This is a genomic window from Cetobacterium somerae, assembly GCF_022430525.1.
GTDB lineage: Bacteria > Fusobacteriota > Fusobacteriia > Fusobacteriales > Fusobacteriaceae > Cetobacterium_A.
The window spans coordinates 1,824,971-1,842,261 of sequence record NZ_CP092519.1; the positions used below are offsets into that span (position 1 = coordinate 1,824,971).

Sequence of the window (17,291 nt, forward strand, 5' to 3'; positions counted from 1 at the left end):
TTATTTGTGTTCTTGAACACTTGAAACTATATAGTAGTATATTAAGGTTAAAACTTCGATATATTAGTATTGGTCAGCTAAAAGTCTCACAACTCTTACACCCCCAACCTATCAACCTCCTAGTCTCGAAGGTATCTTAAAGAGTACTTATCTTGAAGTCAGTTTCCCGCTTAGATGCTTTCAGCGGTTATCTGTTCCAAACGTGACTACCCAGCTGTGCCACTGGCGTGACAACTGGTACATCAGAGGTTTGTCCATCCCGGTCCTCTCGTACTAAGGACAGATCTTCTCAATACTCTAACGCCTACAGTGGATAGGGACCGAACTGTCTCACGACGTTCTGAACCCAGCTCACGTACCGCTTTAATGGGCGAACAGCCCAACCCTTGGGACCTTCTCCAGCCCCAGGATGCGATGAGCCGACATCGAGGTGCCAAACTCTACCGTCGATATGGACTCTCGGGTAGAATCAGCCTGTTATCCCCAGGGTAGCTTTTATCCGTTGAGCGACGACCCTTCCATTCGGAATCGCCGGATCACTATGTCCTGCTTTCGCACCTGCTCGACCCGTCAGTCTCGCAGTTAAGCTCTCTTATGCCATTGCACTCTGCGGTTGATTTCCATCCAACCTGAGAGAACCTTTGAACGCCTCCGTTACTCTTTCGGAGGCGACCGCCCCAGTCAAACTGCCCACCTAGCACTGTCTTCGAGGGTACAAACCTCAAATTAGAATTCCGACATAGTATGGTTGGTATTCCACCAGTGACTCCGCGTAATCTAGCGACCACGCATCATAGTCTCCCAACTATCCTATACATACGATGCCAAAACCCAATACCAAGCTACAGTAAAGCTCCATGGGGTCTTTCCGTCCTACTGCAGGTAACCGGTATCTTCACCGGTAATACAATTTCACCAGGCCTCCCGTCAAGACAGCTCTCAGATCGTTACACCATTCGTGCAGGTCGGAACTTACCCGACAAGGAATTTCGCTACCTTAGGACCGTTATAGTTACGGCCGCCGTTCACCGGGGCTTCAATTCGGAGCTCTCACTCCTCCTCTTAACCTTCCGGCACTGGGCAGGTGTCAGCCCATATACGTCGCCTTACAGCTTAGCATAGACCTGTGTTTTTGTTAAACAGTCGCCTGAGACTCTTCACTGCGGCCTCTCATAGCTTTGCGTCGCGTGTACGCTCACCATAAAAGGCACCCCTTCTCCCGAAGTTACGGGGCTATTTTGCAGAGTTCCTTAACGAGAGTTAGCCTGTCCGCCTTAGATTTCTCATCCTGACCACCTGTGTCGGTTTGGGGTACGGGCACTAATATCTTTAAAACGCTTAGAAGCTTTTCTCGGCAGTGTGGTATTTGCACCTTCCATCTTACGACTCCTCATCACACCTCACGTTTAGTCTAGCGGATTTTCCTACTAGACCACGCTACATGCTTGAACTGGCACTTCCGTTCGCCAGCGTGCATAACCTCCTGCGTCCCTCCATCACTTGATATCAGTGGCACAGAAATATTAATCTGTTTTCCATTCGCCTACGCAATCTAGCCTCGGCTTAGGACCCGGCTTACCCAGGGGAGACAAACTTTACCCTGGAACCCTTGGTCTTCCGGCGTGGGGGATTCTCGCCCCCATTCTCGCTACTTATTCCTGCATTCTCACTTCTGATACCTCCAGAGTTTCTTGTCGATTCTCCTTCAACGGCCTACAGAACGCTCTCCTACCAGTCGCTTACGCAACTCCACAGCTTCGGTTTATAACTTAGCCCCGTTACATTGTCGGCGCAGAGACTCTCGACCAGTGAGCTATTACGCACTCTTTAAAGGTATGGCTGCTTCTAAGCCAACCTCCTGGTTGTTTGTGAATCTCCACCTCCTTTCCCACTTAGTTATAATTAGGGACCTTAGCTGGTGGTCTGGGTTGTTTCCCTTTTGACCATGGAAGTTAATTCCCATAGTCTCACTCCTGAGCTCTAGAATTATGGTATTCGGAGTTTGATTGACTTCGGTAAGCAGTATGCCCCCTAGGTCATTCAGTGCTCTACCCCCATAATTGAACACTCAAGGCTGCACCTAAATGCATTTCGGAGAGAACGAGCTATCTCCTGGTTCGATTGGCTTTTCACCCCTAAACCTACCTCATCTCCCAACTTTTCAACGGCGGTGAGTTCGGGCCTCCACTGTGTCTTACCACAGCTTCACCCTGGACAGGCTTAGATCACCAGGTTTCGCGTCTACGCCCAGCGACTATGTCGCCCTATTCAGACTCGGTTTCCCTTCGGCTCCGTTAAACTTAACCTTGCCACTGAACGTAACTCGCAGGATCATTCTCCAAAAGGCACGCCATCACCCCAAAGGGCTCTGACCGCTTGTAAGCACACGATTTCAGGTTCTATTTCACTCCCCTCCCGGGGTTCTTTTCACCTTTCCCTCACGGTACTATGCGCTATCGGTAAGTAAGAGTATTTAGCCTTACGAGATATGGTCCTCGCAGATTCACACAGAATTCCTCGTGTTCCGTGCTACTTGGGAGAGATCATACATTTGATACGGTTTACCTGTACGAGGCTTTCACTCTCTACGGCAGGCCTTTCCAGACCTTTCCAGTTCGGCGTATCATAATGTCGAATACCTTGCAGTTCTTCAGACGATCTTCCCGCTACCCCGTAGATGCAACGGCTGCATCCTTGGCACATCTACGGTTTGGGCTCACCCCCGTTCGCTCGCCGCTACTTAGGGGATCGTTTTTACTTTCTTTTCCTCGCGTTACTTAGATGTTTCAGTTCACGCGGTTCCCTCTTTCGTGCTAAGACTCCATCTTAGCAGATTTCTCCATTCGGAAATCTTGGCATCACAGTTCGATTGCAACTCCACCAAGCTTATCGCAGCTTACCACGTCCTTCATCGGCTCTTACTTCCTAGGCATCCTTCGTGTGCCCTTAATATTTTAACCTTGTAATATAATTCATATTATTTAGACAGACTAACTACTCAATTTAAGATTGACTTAAAAATGAATTGTTAGTTAATTTAGAATATTTTCTCAATATCTACTATATAGTTTCCAATGTCCAAGTTTGATAATGTTTTGGTGGAGATAAGCGGAGTCGAACCGCTGACCTACGCAGTGCAAGTGCGTCGCTCTCCCAACTGAGCTATATCCCCATACTTACAAAGAACAGTATCAATCGAATAGAGAAAAAGTTAGTCTCCTTAGAAAGGAGGTGATCCATCCGCACGTTCCCGTACGGATACCTTGTTACGACTTCACCCCAATCGCTAATCACACCTTAGGAACATCCCTCCTTACGGTTAGGCCTGCTACTTCAGGTGCAACCAACTCTCGTGGTGTGACGGGCGGTGTGTACAAGACCCGAGAACGTATTCACCGCAACATGCTGATTTGCGATTACTAGCGATTCCAACTTCATGTACTCGAGTTGCAGAGTACAATCCGAACTAAGAACAGCTTTAAGAGATTAGCTCACCCTCGCGGGTTGGCAACTCTCTGTACTGCCCATTGTAGCACGTGTGTAGCCCAGCGTATAAGGGGCATGATGACTTGACGTCATCCCCACCTTCCTCCTGCTCATCGCAGGCAGTATCGCATGAGTGCTCAACTTAATGGTAGCAACATACAATAGGGGTTGCGCTCGTTGCGGGACTTAACCCAACATCTCACGACACGAGCTGACGACAGCCATGCACCACCTGTCACTAAGTTCCGGCAAGCCGGCACGAATCCATCTCTGGAAACTTCTTAGGATGTCAAACGCTGGTAAGGTTTCTCGCGTTGCGTCGAATTAAACCACATGCTCCACCGCTTGTGCGGGTCCCCGTCAATTCCTTTGAGTTTCACACTTGCGTGCGTACTCCCCAGGCGGATCACTTATCGCGTTAGCTTGGGCGCTGAGGTTCGACCCCCAACACCTAGTGATCATCGTTTACGGCGTGGACTACCAGGGTATCTAATCCTGTTTGCTCCCCACGCTTTCGCGCTTTAGCGTCAGTATCTGTCCAGTGAGCTGACTTCTCCATCGGCATTCCTACAAATATCTACGAATTTCACCTCTACACTTGTAGTTCCGCCCACCTCTCCAGTACTCTAGAAAAACAGTTTCCAACGCAATACGGAGTTGAGCCCCGCATTTTAACATCAGACTTATTTTTCCGCCTAGACGCGCTTTACGCCCAATAAATCCGGATAACGCTTGCGACATACGTATTACCGCGGCTGCTGGCACGTATTTAGCCGTCGCTTCTTCTGTTGGTACCGTCACTTTCTTCTTCCCAACTGAAAGCACTTTACAATCCGAAGACCTTCATCGTGCACACAGAATTGCTGGATCAGGCTTGTGGCCCATTGTCCAATATTCCCCACTGCTGCCTCCCGTAGGAGTAAGGGCCGTGTCTCAGTCCCCTTGTGGCCGTTCACCCTCTCAGGCCGGCTATCCATCGTCGCCTTGGTGGGCCGTTACCCCACCAACTAGCTAATGGAACGCAAGGCTCTCTCTTGGCGCATATAGCTTTCATAAGTTTCCCATGCGAGAATCTCATAATATCCGGTATTAGCTGTCGTTTCCAACAGTTGTCCCAGACCAAGAGGCAAGTTCCTTACGCGTTACTCACCCGTCCGCCATCCTCAATACCCGAAGGTAAATCGAATCGACTTGCATGTGTTAAGCATTCTGTCAGCGTTCATCCTGAGCCAGGATCAAACTCTTCATTCAAATATATTTAAAGTCCTAAGACTTACGTTTACACCATTTATTGGTTTGCCATTTCTGGCATTTTGTTATTTTCATAACTTCTGACTATTTTCTCTATTCGGTTGTTAATGTCCTTATCTTTTAACTTTCGTCTGCGGTGTTTCCCGCTGACAAAAATAATAGTACCATAATTTTTAAACTTCGTCAACTACTTTTTTTTATTTTTTTAAATTTTTTTTATTTTTTTTATTAGACATAAAAAAAAGATAGAAAGTTTTAGATTTTCTATCTTTAATTTTTTTCATTTTATTTTCTTAAATCATCAACAAGTTTTGTTTTTTCACTTGTCTTCTCATCTTTTAATTTTATTATTTTAGCAGGATTTCCTGCTACTACTGCACCTTCAGGAACGTCTTGTAATACAATAGCTCCTGCTGCTACCACTGCACCTTTTCCAACTCTTACACCCTCTATAACAACTGCATTAGCACCTATCATAACATCATCTTCTATCACAACTGGTTGAGCTGATGGTGGTTCTATTACTCCAGCTAACACTGTTCCAGCACCTATATGACATCTTTTTCCTACAATAGCTCTTCCACCTAACACCACATTCATGTCTATCATAGTTCCTTCTCCAATTTCTGCTCCTATATTTATTACAGCACCCATCATTATAACAGCATTGTCACCTATTTTTACTTTATCTCTTATTATAGCACCTGGTTCAATTCTTGCATTTATATTTTTAGTATCAAGAAGTGGAACACCAGAATTTCTAGCAATATTTTCTACAAAATAGTTTGTTATACTTTTTTTATTTTTTTCTATTACTTCTTCAATATCTTTCCAATCTCCAATTAAAATACTTCCCTCTTCACCTTTAAAAACAAAAATATTTTCATTTTTAAAATCTACAATTCCGTTTATATAAGCTTTAGTTAAAGTTTTTTTTTGCGAATTTTTTATAAAATTTATTAATTCTTCAGCTGTTTCTAATCTCACTTTATATCACTCTCCTAATTAAAGATATCTTTCATTGTATATAATCTAGGTTGCTTACCTATAATAAAATCAGCACATTTTAATGCACCAACTGCAAATATTTTTTTCGATAAAGCTTTATGAGATATCTCTATAATCTCATCTTCTCCTGCAAAAATAATTGTGTGTTCTCCTACAATAGTTCCACCTCTTACCGCATGAACTCCAATCTCTTTCTTTTCTCTTTTAGCCATCCCTTCTCTTCCATAAACAACATCATATTTTTCATGTAAAGAGTTTTGAATCGTTTCTAAAAGAGTAATTGCAGTTCCACTAGGTGAGTCTATTTTTTTATTGTGATGTTTTTCTATTATTTCTATATCAAAATTTTCTTCTAACTTCGGAACTAATTTTTCCAATATACTATTTACGGCATTTATACCTAAAGAAGTATTTGAAGATAATAATATCGGTATTCTCTTCGAAGCTTCTACAATTTTTTCCAAAGTTTCACCACTATAACCTGTTGTTGCTATTACTAAAGGATAATTTCTTTCTACACATCTATCTAATAAATCATTTAATTTACTAAAATGTGAAAAATCTACAACAACATCTATTTTTTCATTTATATTTATTTCTTCAATACTATCTACAAAAGCAACTATTTTATCGCCACCAATATCTCGAATAGTTTTTCCCATCGTTCCCGTTCCATGCATAGCTATTCTCAAACTATTTCACCTACTTCTTCTAATTCTTTTTTTAATATAGCTATATTTTTCTCTTCCATATCACCTAAAGGTAAACGACATTTTCCAACATTTTTCCCTAAAATATTCATCGCTTCTTTTACTGGAATAGGATTAACTTCTAAAAATAAAGATTTAACCAATCCGTTATATTTTAATTGTAATCTTTGAGCTTCTTTTACATCGCCATTAAAAAAATTTTCAACCATATTATGGACTACCTTAGGTTCTATATTAGCTAAAACCGAAACTGTTCCAACAGCACCTATTGACATCAAAGGAATAGTTATATCATCATTTCCTGAATATAGTGCCAACTCTGGAACTAATCTTGCAACTTCACATGCATAAGATATATCTCCACTAGCTTCTTTTAGAGCTACTATATTTTTATGTTTAGCTAATCTTTTCAACAAATTAATTGATAAATTAACTCCTGTTCTTCCAGGAACGTTATACAACATTATCGGAAGATTCACAAACTCAGCTATAGAAACAAAATGTTTATATATTCCATCTTCATTTCCTTTATTATAATAAGGAGTTACTAACAATAATCCATCAACACCTAACTTTTCATACTTTTTAGACATTTCAATTGCTTGGATTGTATTGTTACTACCTGCTCCAACTATTATAGGTAGTCTCTTTTTATTTACTTCTAGTACAGTTTCTACAATTTTAACTTTTTCATCATCCGTAAGTGTACTTGCTTCCCCTGTTGTTCCTAAAATTATAAGAGCATCTGTATTATTTTCACAATGATATTCTACTAATTCTGATACTTTTAAATAATTCACACTCATATCTTCATTAAATGGTGTAATTAGTGCTACTCCTGATCCTTTAAACATTGGCTACCCTCCATTACTAAGTTGTGATTAAATAGCTTCATTCGCTATCTTCCTTTTATCTTATCTTCTATGGATAAAAATTTCAATTCATTTTTTATTTTTTCTATGCTATTCGACTATATAAGTTCCTTTTTCACTTCCTAAACTTTCACCTACAAAAATTGGCACTTTATATTTTTTCCCTATTACCACTGCTTTTGTTTCCATTACTTTAGCTCCATTTTTTGACATTTTTTCCATATCATCATAAGATATTTTTTCAATTTTAGTAGCTAAATTATTTCTTCTTGGATCATCTGTATAAACCCCATCTACATCTGTATAAATTCTACATTCACAACCTAAAACTCCAGCTAAAGCTACCGCTGTTGTATCTGAACCACCTCTTCCTAAAGTTGTTATATCTCCATTGTCATTAAACCCTTGAAATCCAGCTACTATAATCACTTTCTGTTCTTTCAATTGTTTTTCTAAAAAATTTTTATCTATACTTACAATCTCACTATTTCCATATTCTCCAATTGTTCTTAGTCCTATTTGATGTCCTGTATATGATATAGCATTACACCCAATCGAATTTAAAGATAATGATAATAATGCTGCACTTTGTTGTTCTCCTGTACTTATTAACATGTCTATCTCTCTTTTGTTAGGAGTTTCAGTTAAGGAATATGCTTTTTTTAACAATTCATCTGTTGTTTTTCCCATTGCTGAAACCACTACAACTATTTCATCTACCTTTTCTTTTAATTCTTTTATATAATTAGCTATTTTAGATATTTTTTCTAAAGTAGCTACTGAACTTCCGCCATATTTTAATACCACTCTCATATAAATTCACCTCTTACTTTATTTTCTATATTTTACTTCTTTTAAATATGATTTTTAATTTATCAATTTTTTATTTTTTTTGTTCATTATTTTTATAATAAATATTTATTTTTTAATAATTTATAATTTAATAAAAGTTCATATATTATGAATTTTTATTTTTTATATTTGTTTTTATAAAAAAATAATACTATTATTAATTAATTATTTATATGGGAGGGAACTATGAATTTCTTATTAAATGAAGTTACAAAATATAGAAGAGACCTGCATCAAATACCAGAAGTAGGATTTAAAGAGTTTAAAACTCAAAAGTATATAATGAATACACTAAAAAATATGGGATATTCTCCAAATACAATTTGTGAAACTGGTGTTTATGTCTATATTCCAGGGATAAAAAAAGAGTGCATTGCCTTTAGAGCTGATATAGATGCACTTGCAATTCAAGAGGAAAATAATTGTACGTTTTCTTCAAAACATTCTGGTTTTATGCATGCTTGTGGACATGATGGTCATACAGCTGCTCTTTTAGCCTTTGCTAAATATCTAACAACAAAAGCAGAGCAAAATTATAGTATTTTATTAATATTTCAACCTGCGGAAGAAGGTCCAGGTGGAGCTAAATTTATATGTGAGACTGGAATTTTAGAAAAATTCCATGTTAAAGAGATATACTCTTTCCACTTATTTCCAGATTTAGAAGAAGGAACTATTTCAACTAAAGCTGGACCTTTCTTTGCACAAGCTACCGAATTCGATTGTAAGGTTATTGGTAAGGGAGGTCATGGAGGAATGCCTCAAAAAACAAATGATCCCCTTATACCCTTTACTAAAATTATAGATTCTTATCAGAGTATAATTTCTAGAAATCTTTCTCCCTTTAATGCTGGTGTTATAACAGTTGGTAAAATAAGTGGTGGAACAGCTCGAAATATAATATCTAACTCTATAGATTTTTATGGTACAATTAGAGCATATTCTCAAGAGGATACTGAACTAATAATAAAAAGAATGAAAGAAATACATAACGGAATAGAAATAGCTTTTGACATTAAAGTGATAGATGAATTTAGAGTTCTTTATCCACCAGTTATAAATGATAATATTCTTTATAATAATTTTTTAAAAATTTCTCAAGACTTTAATTTTATTCAGGGTGAAACATTAGCTTTAGCTGAAGATTTTGCTTTTTATCAAGAAAAAGTTCCTGGAATATTTTTTCTATTAGGTACTAGAAATAAAGAACAAAATTTTATTTCGCCGTTACATAGTTCTTCTTTTAATTTTGATGAAAAAGTTCTTCTTGAAGGAGTTAAACTTTTCGCAAAACTTTTGGAGGATAGAAATGAAATATAAAATGATTGTTACTGATCTTGATGATACACTTTTAAATTCACAAGGAAAAGTCTCTGATAAAGATAAAGAATCTATAATGAAAGCACAAGAAAATGGAGTTATATTTGTTCTTGCTTCTGGAAGGCCAACGTATGCAATGAGAGACTTAGCCCAAGAATTAAAATTAGATAAATTCGGCAGCTTTATTCTTTCTTATAATGGCTCTATTATAACTAATTGTAAAACTGGCAAGAATATTTTAGAAGAAACTCTCACTAAAGATGAGGTTCATCTTCTCTATGATTTTAGTAAAAATAATAATGTGGAAATAATAACTTATTTAGATGACTCAATTATTTCTGAAGATTATAGCTCATATATTGAAGTTGAGGTTGAATTAACTAAAATGCCTTTTGAAAAAGTTAAAAATTTTAAAGCTATCGTTGATAAAGATTGTGTTAAATGTATTATGTTAGAAGAACCAGAATATTTAAAACAAGTAGAAAAAAAATTAAATAGTGAACTTGGAAATCAATTTTCTATTGCTATATCAAAACCTTTTTTCTTAGAAGTTACTAAATTAGGTGTTGATAAAGGTAGTTCACTTCTAAAATTAGCTAATAAATTAGGAATACAGCAAGATGAAATAATTGTTGTTGGAGATTCTTACAATGATATTCCAATGCTCAAAGTAGCTGGTATGCCTACTTGTGTTGAAAATGCAAAGCCAGAAATAAAAAACATCTGTAAATTTATTTCAACTTCTAATAATAATAACGGAATGACAAAAATTATAGAAAATTTAATATTCAAAAAGTAAAGTGGTTAGCCACTTTACTTTTTTATAAAAATATTTTGATTATAAAAATAATTGACATATAAAGTTTATTGTGTTAATATTTTTTTATCAAATTTTTGGAGGTAGTTTATGCAAGTTTTTATTCATCATATATATGAATTTGAAAAAGGAATAAGAAATCTTATTTTACATACTATTTCTGAAGACTTATTAAGTTTTGTAGAAAATAGATTAAATTCAAAAAATATATCTTATAAAATATATAAAATAAAAAATGGAAGATACAATGTCTTTTTTGGAGATGATTCTTGTATTAACGTTATAAAAAAAATTAACAAATCTAACCTATCTGAATATTCACCTGAAGAAGACTTTATTCTCGGTATTATGTTAGGATATGATCGAAAAAAACAATGTGATAGATATATACAATTTAAAAATAAAGAAAATATTAAGGTTTCATAAAAAGGGGAGGTAAAGAAATGATTGCTATTGTTGGTGGCCTAAAAAGAGGAGAACGAGAATATTTAGAATTATTAAAATCTTATAATTTAAAAGGAAAGGTTTATAATACTCAATGTCCAAATTTTTGTAAAAAAATTAAAAATTGTGAAATGTGCATAATTTTTACTAACTTAGTTAGTCATAATCTTTTGAATAATTGTAATAAAGTTTGTAAAACTCAAAATATACCAATTGTTCACTTAAACAATAACAGTATCTCAAAACTTAAAGAAAACTTAGATAAAATGTATAAATAAAAAAGATTGCACTAAATATGCAATCTTTTTTTTATAAATACAAGCCAACTTAAAATTCTTTTATTTTTTAAAAGAATCAATATTAAAAAATATATAATTCCATATAATATAGGAATTATTAATAAAGTTATTAAATTTCCAAACTCTCTGATATATCCAATTTTTAAATAAATACCATAAGATATTATAACTCCTACAAAAACTGTTAAAACCCTGTCTTTTGTTAAAATTTTATAATCAACATATAATTTTTTCATTTTACCAATTTTAATTAATGCAACTATTACTTCAGTAATTAATGTTGCTAAAGCTGCTCCATTTCTTAAATAAACTGGAATTAAAAAATAATTTAATCCTATATTTAAAAATACTCCAAATATAGAAATTATCAATATATCTTTTTCCAAATCATTTGGTAACATAACCTGTCCACCAATAAAAGTACCCAAAGCTAAAAAACCTAAACAAGGTGACATTATTATCATCGTTTCTATAGCTCCTTTAAAATCTGGTCCAGAAAATAAAAGCGTAAACTCTCTAGCTAAAAGCATCATAAGTAAGGTAGCCGGAACTCCAACTATAAAACAATAATCTATAAAAATATCCATATTTTTATAGATATTTTCTTTCTCTTTTCTTTTTATTGCTCCAATTATCCTTGGAGATAGTACTGTTCCCAAAGTCAAAATTACTGGTAAAACCATTTTATACATCTTAACAGCTGCTGTATATAATCCAACTTCAATATCATTTATCATAATTCCTAGCATTGTTGTATCAATACTTCCATATATACCAATTGTAAAAATATATAGAAAAATTATAAACATGCTATTCGTATGCCTTTTAAAATTTAAATCTTTAAAGTAAAAATATTTCCTTACACTAATAACATCTATAACTCTTGCTAGTACTTCTGGAACAACTAATAGCAAAGCATATAAATAATAATCATTCGGTGTTTTTATAAAATAAAATAAAAATCCTAATGATAAAATTCTAATTGTAAATGATCTTATTAATCTTCTTTTATGATTTTCCATAACAATGAAAAAATGATTTATATGAAAACATTCAAACAAAACTTGAATTGCAAAAATATAAAATATTAATTTTTCTTGATAAAATTTTCCATATAATTGAACTGTAACCAATAAAAGAATTAAAGATCCTATACTGCTTAAAATTGTCATTATAAATAACTCTGTGAATATTTTTTTAAATTCAAGCCAATCGCCTATTCCTTTAGCTTTAGATAACTCTTTTATTCCATAATTTGGAGCACCTAATACTGAAAGTATTAAAAAATAAGCTACAACTCCTTGCACAAAATATACTTTTCCTAAATATTCTGGCATTAACACCCTAGAAATATAAGGAAATGTTATTATTGGAAATATAGTATTACTTATTATTAGTAAAACATTGTAAAGATAATTTTTAGAAACTGACATTTGACATCTTCCTTTTTATGATTCTTTTGGATTATAAAAAATATATCCTATTGTAAATACGGCTAATATCATTTGATACCACAACAATGGTATTATATCAAATGGAGAAACTTTTCCTCCAGCAAAACTTAACATTATAAGCATTTGAGCTCCATAAGGGATTGCTCCTTGGGCAATACATGAAAATATATCTAAAACAGAGGCACTCTTTTTAGGATCTACTCCATATCTATCAGATATTTTCTTAGCTATTGGTCCATTTATAATAATGGCCACAGTATTATTAGCTACAGCCATATCTGTTAATGTTACTAATAAAGCCATTCCCATTTGGGCACTTTTAACCCCTTTTATTCTTTTTTCAATTGTACTCATTATCCAATCTACACCACCAGCCTTAGTTACTAATGATGCTAATCCACCTGTTAAAAGAGATAATAAAAATATCTCTGTCATTCCAGTAAAACCATTATAAATCTCTTTTGCATATCCTAGCCAAGTAAAATCACCATAGAATAATCCTATAGCTCCTGATAATACTATTCCAGCTGTTAAAACAACAAAAACATTTATTCCAATTAAAGAAAGTGTTAAAACAAATATGTACGGTAAAACTTTTACTATATTAAAAGCATATACTCCAGTTTCTGGAGCTATTTCAGGCTTTCCAAAAACTATTAATAGCAGTAGTGTTAAAATTGCTGCCGGTGCTGCTATTTTGATATTTACTCTAAACTTATCTTTCATTTCAACACCTTGAGTTCTTGTTGCAGCAATTGTCGTATCAGAAATTATCGAAAGATTATCCCCAAACATTGCTCCACCCATTAAAGCAGCTAAAACTAATGGCATTGAAACTCCACTTTTTTCTGCTAATCCTACTGCTATCGGTGCTAAAGATACAATTGAACCCACTGATGTTCCTGTCGCTGTCGATATAAACCCTGCAATTACAAATAACCCTGGAGCTATATAATGCGACGGAACATAAGTTAGTCCTAAATTTACTGTTGAATCAACTCCTCCCATAGACTTTGATACAATAGCAAATCCACCAGCTAAAAGATATATTATACACATTGTTATAATATCTTGATGTCCACATCCCTCTAAAAAAGTTTCAAACTTCTCTTTTATACTACCTTTAAATAGTAAAAATGCTACAATTATTCCAGGAAAAATAGCAACTGGAGCTGGTAACTGATAAAAAGCTAACTCTACGCCCATAGAATCTAAAATAATTCCACTTCCTAAATAAAATCCAATGAAAACTAAAAAAGGAATTAATCCCTTAAAGCTTCCTTTTGTTTTTGTATTCATTTTTTACCCCCTTTTATTTTTTTATACATTTTTATGAGTATACATTATTTTTCATATTTTATCAAATTTTTAGTAAAAAAAAGTTCCAGTATAACTGGAACTTTTTTTATATAACTATTACCCTCTTATTTCAGCAACAGTTTTAATTTTATAATTTTTAAATATGATTGACCCTACATATCCTGTTGCAATACCAGCTACAGCACATAATCCAGCTGTAATTAATACCTCTTTAGCAGGATTGAATCCAAACATTACTGCGAAACCAGCGATTGGTGTTGCTGTTCCAGTAGCATTATTAATTAATCCGAAGTAGTTAACGATCATACCAGCTATTCCTCCACCAATAAAGTTAGTAGTAAATACTGGAATTGGGTTTGCAGAAATTATATCTGCTTGAGTTAATGGCTCGATAGCAACAGCTATTGTTGTTGATCTATCTCCAAACTTCATTCTATCAAAGAATACAAAGTTCATGAACGATGAAGCCATTACTGCTAATGCTCCTATTGCCATTGGTAAACCAGTTAATCCTAACATTGCTGTTAAAGCCATTGAACTTATTGGAGCTGTAGCAACTACTGTTATAACTCCTCCTAAGATAAATGCCATTACATACGGACTAGCTGATTGTGCCGCAATAATTATATCTCCAATTGTTTGTAAAGCAAATGTAACTCCAGGAGAAACAAACTGAGCTATTCCTCTTCCTAAAGGTGCTGCTAAACAAATAATTACAATTAAATCTAAACCATCAGGTATTTTTTCCTCTAACTTAGGAATAATAAATGACATTACATATCCGGCGATAAATCCAGGGATGATTCCCATTCCTCCACAAACTACACCTAATAAAACTGCATAAACAGGGCTTACTCCTAAAGCTAATGGTACTAAAATTGCTGCTGCAACTCCTCCCATTGATCCTGCTGAGGCTCCAACCTCTCCTAAAAACTTAATTCCTAAAAGATCTCCACCAACATATAATTGGAAAGCTTCTACTAGGAAACTTGCTGTTGCTGCTCCTGCTAGAGCACCCATAGCTTTCATTCCTCTTGGTGCTTTTAAGCTAAATCCAGTAAAGAATGCTAAAACCAATAATAATAACACTGTACCTTTTAATAATTCCATTTTCCCTCTTTCCTTCGACATGCTTGTTAAAAAAATAACAATACGTCAATTTTAACTTTTTTTCTCACAGAATTAATTATACTCTACACTTTACAAAAAGTAAAGTATTTTTTTAAATTTTATGTTTATTTTTAAGACATTTCAACACACGTTTAACACATTTAATGTATACTTTACATTATTTTACTTTTTAACTTTGTTATCTTTACATTTTTTTATGAAAAAATGTGATTTTATTCACAAATAAGATTTTTATAGCTCCCTTTAATTAGTATTTTCTAGGTTGTTTATATAATAATTTTATGTTAAAATTTAACTATCTAAATTTAATTGGGAGGTATTTATAATGAAGAAAGTTATCAACACTAGTAAAGCTCCTGCAGCTATTGGTCCTTACTCACAAGCAATTGAAGTAAATGGAACTTTATATGTTTCTGGACAAATTCCATTTGTTCCTGAGACTATGACTGTTATATCAGATGATGTTAAAGAGCAAACTAGACAATCATTAGAAAATGTTAAAGCTATTTTAGAAGAAGCTGGATATTCATTAAAAGATGTTGTTAAGGCTGGAGTTTTCATTAAAGATATGAACGATTTTGCTTCTATCAATGAAGTTTATGCTGAATATTTAGGAGATGTTAAACCTGCTAGAGCATGTGTTGAGGTTGCTAGATTACCTAGAGATGTAAAGGTTGAAATCGAAGTTATCGCTGTAAAATAAAAAAAGATGAGGATACCCTCATCTTTTTTTATAAATTTTGAATATTAATTTTTATAGCTGAGAATTTACATTTATCATAACATAATTGACACCCTATACACTTAGACTGATCAATTTTATGTTTTTGCTTAACTTCTCCCTCTATACATTTAACTGGACAAACTCTAGCACATGCTGTACATCCAATACATTTTTCTTCAATTATTTCTGCTTTTTTTATCTCTTTAACTTCACTATTTATAGCTTTAGTTGGACACTTTACAGCACATAATCCACACTCTACACATTTTTCTGGATCTATTCTTGCAACATTATTTTTTATTTCAATTGCATCTACTGGACAAGCTTTCTGGCAAAGTCCACAAGCTATACATGCTACTGTACAAGCTTTTCTAGCAACTACACCTTTATCTCTTGACATACAATTAACTGTTACTCTTTTATTCATTGGTAACATCTCTATTAATCTTTTTGGGCATGTTGAAACACATTTTTTGCATGATACACATTTCTCTTCATCTATATTTACAATTCCTTTTTCAGTAACTGTTATTGCATTTACTGGACAAACCTTAACACAATCTCCATATCCTAAGCATCCGTATTTACAAGATTTATCTCCACCTGCATATAGATTTATTGCAGAGCAAGTTGTTAATTCACCTTCAAACTCGTATGTCTTTGTTGTTTTAGTGCAATCCCCTTGACATAGTAACTTTGCTACCATTTTAGGTCCTGATAAATCAACAGTGGCTCCCATAACCTTTGCTATTTCTGCTGCAACTGCTGGTCCTCCCGGTGAACACGCTGTCATTTCCGCTCCATTTAGAGCAATTGCTTCAGCATAACCAGAACATCCTGGGTATCCACATGCTCCACAATTTATTCCAGGAAGTATTCCTTGAATAGCTTCTACTTTTTCATCAACCTTAACTTCAAACTTCTTAGAAGCATAGGCTAAAAATAGTCCCATTGCTAACCCTGTTCCTCCTAACGATAAAACAGGAAATAATATTGATTCCATTAACCTACCTCCAATCTATATTTGCATTCCGCTGAATCCCATAAAAGCCATTGCTAAAAGTCCCGCTGAAATAAATGCTATAGGAACTCCTTTAAATGGTCCTGGAATAGCTGCATATTCTATTCTTTCTCTTATTCCTGCTAATAATACTAGAGCTAATGTAAATCCAATTGCTACAGCTGCTCCGTTTATAACAGACTCTATAAAATTATACTCTTGTTGAATATTTAAAATAGCAATACCTAATACAGCACAGTTTGTTGTTATCAGTGGTAAGAAAACTCCCAAAGCTTTATATAAGTTTGGTGAAGTCTTTTGAATTGCCATCTCTACAAATTGTACTAACGAAGCTATTATTAATATAAAAGCTATTGTTTGTAAATACTCTAATTGTAATGGTACTAATAAATAGTTATAAATTGTCCATGTTACTCCTGAAGCTAGTGACATAACAAATGTTACTGCCATACCCATTCCAATTGATGATTCAACTTTTTTAGAAACTCCCATAAATGGGCAAATTCCTAAAAATTTAGCAAATATTATATTTTGAATAAAAATTGCTGTTATTATTAAACTGAATATTTTTGCAAAATCCAT

Annotated in this window: 14 protein-coding genes, 1 tRNA gene and 2 rRNA genes; 5 read left to right on the forward strand and 12 right to left on the reverse strand. The window is 34.3% G+C overall.

The genetic code is table 11. The features are described from left to right. Positions 1 to 43: 43 nt before the first annotated feature. From MKD34_RS08590 to MKD34_RS08620, 7 genes are all read right to left on the reverse strand, one after another. Positions 44 to 2,960, reverse strand: a 23S ribosomal RNA gene (locus MKD34_RS08590). A gap of 136 nt (positions 2,961 to 3,096) precedes the next feature. Continuing rightward, a tRNA-Ala gene (locus MKD34_RS08595) sits at positions 3,097 to 3,172 on the reverse strand. Between the two features lie 52 nt (positions 3,173 to 3,224). Then, positions 3,225 to 4,737: ribosomal RNA gene (locus MKD34_RS08600) — 16S ribosomal RNA — on the reverse strand. The 16S and 23S rRNA genes sit together here with 1 tRNA gene alongside, the layout of an rRNA operon. 285 nt (positions 4,738 to 5,022) lie before the next feature. Then, positions 5,023 to 5,724, reverse strand: a complete 702-nt coding sequence (gene dapD, locus MKD34_RS08605; protein ID WP_240219046.1) for a 2,3,4,5-tetrahydropyridine-2,6-dicarboxylate N-acetyltransferase — start codon at positions 5,722 to 5,724, stop codon at positions 5,023 to 5,025. A 14-nt stretch (positions 5,725 to 5,738) separates the two neighbouring features. Further along, entirely contained in the window at positions 5,739 to 6,437 is a 699-nt protein-coding gene (gene dapB, locus MKD34_RS08610) for a 4-hydroxy-tetrahydrodipicolinate reductase (protein ID WP_240219047.1), read from the reverse strand. Continuing rightward, positions 6,434 to 7,309, reverse strand: coding sequence for a 4-hydroxy-tetrahydrodipicolinate synthase (dapA, locus tag MKD34_RS08615; RefSeq protein ID WP_240219048.1), 876 nt, complete (start codon positions 7,307 to 7,309; stop codon positions 6,434 to 6,436). Before dapA ends, dapB begins: the two co-directional genes overlap by 4 nt. Before the next feature lie 108 nt (positions 7,310 to 7,417). Beyond that, the gene (locus tag MKD34_RS08620; RefSeq protein WP_240219049.1) at positions 7,418 to 8,140 is read right to left on the reverse strand and encodes an amino acid kinase family protein; all 723 of its coding nucleotides are present in this window, start codon (positions 8,138 to 8,140) and stop codon (positions 7,418 to 7,420) included. Between the two features lie 225 nt (positions 8,141 to 8,365). Here MKD34_RS08620 and MKD34_RS08625 point away from each other — a divergent pair, with 225 nt between their 5' ends. From MKD34_RS08625 to MKD34_RS08640, 4 genes are all read left to right on the forward strand, one after another. Further along, positions 8,366 to 9,499: a M20 metallopeptidase family protein gene (locus MKD34_RS08625; protein WP_240219050.1), complete on the forward strand. Its 1,134-nt coding sequence runs from the start codon at positions 8,366 to 8,368 to the stop codon at positions 9,497 to 9,499. Beyond that, positions 9,489 to 10,298: a Cof-type HAD-IIB family hydrolase gene (locus MKD34_RS08630; RefSeq protein WP_240219051.1), complete on the forward strand. Its 810-nt coding sequence runs from the start codon at positions 9,489 to 9,491 to the stop codon at positions 10,296 to 10,298. Before MKD34_RS08625 ends, MKD34_RS08630 begins: the two co-directional genes overlap by 11 nt. Before the next feature lie 108 nt (positions 10,299 to 10,406). Beyond that, on the forward strand, positions 10,407 to 10,742 hold the full coding sequence (locus MKD34_RS08635; protein ID WP_240219052.1) for a DUF2023 family protein: 336 nt from the start codon (positions 10,407 to 10,409) through the stop codon (positions 10,740 to 10,742). Positions 10,743 to 10,759: 17 nt separating this feature from the next. Then, positions 10,760 to 11,038: a DUF2325 domain-containing protein gene (locus tag MKD34_RS08640; RefSeq protein ID WP_023050799.1), complete on the forward strand. Its 279-nt coding sequence runs from the start codon at positions 10,760 to 10,762 to the stop codon at positions 11,036 to 11,038. An 11-nt stretch (positions 11,039 to 11,049) separates the two neighbouring features. Here MKD34_RS08640 and MKD34_RS08645 read toward each other — a convergent pair whose 3' ends face one another. From MKD34_RS08645 to MKD34_RS08655, 3 genes are all read right to left on the reverse strand, one after another. Continuing rightward, complete coding sequence (locus MKD34_RS08645) at positions 11,050 to 12,492, reverse strand: flippase (protein ID WP_240219053.1); 1,443 nt, start codon at positions 12,490 to 12,492, stop codon at positions 11,050 to 11,052. Between the two features lie 15 nt (positions 12,493 to 12,507). Further along, positions 12,508 to 13,812 carry a Na+/H+ antiporter NhaC family protein gene (locus tag MKD34_RS08650; RefSeq protein ID WP_023050797.1) on the reverse strand — a complete coding sequence of 435 codons (1,305 nt, stop codon included), beginning with the start codon at positions 13,810 to 13,812 and terminating at the stop codon, positions 12,508 to 12,510. Positions 13,813 to 13,929: 117 nt separating this feature from the next. Further along, the gene (locus tag MKD34_RS08655; protein WP_040407270.1) at positions 13,930 to 14,943 is read right to left on the reverse strand and encodes a PTS sugar transporter subunit IIC; all 1,014 of its coding nucleotides are present in this window, start codon (positions 14,941 to 14,943) and stop codon (positions 13,930 to 13,932) included. Positions 14,944 to 15,289: 346 nt separating this feature from the next. Between MKD34_RS08655 and MKD34_RS08660 the strand changes: the two genes are divergently transcribed. Then, on the forward strand, positions 15,290 to 15,667 hold the full coding sequence (locus MKD34_RS08660; RefSeq protein WP_240219054.1) for a RidA family protein: 378 nt from the start codon (positions 15,290 to 15,292) through the stop codon (positions 15,665 to 15,667). Between the two features lie 28 nt (positions 15,668 to 15,695). Here the strand turns inward: MKD34_RS08660 and MKD34_RS08665 are convergent, their stop codons facing one another. Then, on the reverse strand, positions 15,696 to 16,691 hold the full coding sequence (locus tag MKD34_RS08665; RefSeq protein WP_023050794.1) for an RnfABCDGE type electron transport complex subunit B: 996 nt from the start codon (positions 16,689 to 16,691) through the stop codon (positions 15,696 to 15,698). A gap of 15 nt (positions 16,692 to 16,706) precedes the next feature. Further along, on the reverse strand, positions 16,707 to 17,291 hold the full coding sequence (rsxA, locus tag MKD34_RS08670; RefSeq protein ID WP_023050793.1) for an electron transport complex subunit RsxA: 585 nt from the start codon (positions 17,289 to 17,291) through the stop codon (positions 16,707 to 16,709).

Coding starts and splice junctions, on each gene's coding strand:
- dapA (WP_240219048.1), bottom strand. CDS start 7,309: ATGTTTAAAGGATCAGGAGTAGCACTAATTACACCATTTAATGAAGAT.
- MKD34_RS08620 (WP_240219049.1), bottom strand. CDS start 8,140: ATGAGAGTGGTATTAAAATATGGCGGAAGTTCAGTAGCTACTTTAGAA.
- MKD34_RS08625 (WP_240219050.1), top strand. CDS start 8,366: ATGAATTTCTTATTAAATGAAGTTACAAAATATAGAAGAGACCTGCAT.
- MKD34_RS08630 (WP_240219051.1), top strand. CDS start 9,489: ATGAAATATAAAATGATTGTTACTGATCTTGATGATACACTTTTAAAT.
- MKD34_RS08635 (WP_240219052.1), top strand. CDS start 10,407: ATGCAAGTTTTTATTCATCATATATATGAATTTGAAAAAGGAATAAGA.
- MKD34_RS08640 (WP_023050799.1), top strand. CDS start 10,760: ATGATTGCTATTGTTGGTGGCCTAAAAAGAGGAGAACGAGAATATTTA.
- MKD34_RS08645 (WP_240219053.1), bottom strand. CDS start 12,492: ATGTCAGTTTCTAAAAATTATCTTTACAATGTTTTACTAATAATAAGT.
- MKD34_RS08650 (WP_023050797.1), bottom strand. CDS start 13,812: ATGAATACAAAAACAAAAGGAAGCTTTAAGGGATTAATTCCTTTTTTA.
- MKD34_RS08655 (WP_040407270.1), bottom strand. CDS start 14,943: ATGGAATTATTAAAAGGTACAGTGTTATTATTATTGGTTTTAGCATTC.
- MKD34_RS08660 (WP_240219054.1), top strand. CDS start 15,290: ATGAAGAAAGTTATCAACACTAGTAAAGCTCCTGCAGCTATTGGTCCT.
- MKD34_RS08665 (WP_023050794.1), bottom strand. CDS start 16,691: ATGGAATCAATATTATTTCCTGTTTTATCGTTAGGAGGAACAGGGTTA.
- rsxA (WP_023050793.1), bottom strand. CDS start 17,291: ATGGATTTTGCAAAAATATTCAGTTTAATAATAACAGCAATTTTTATT.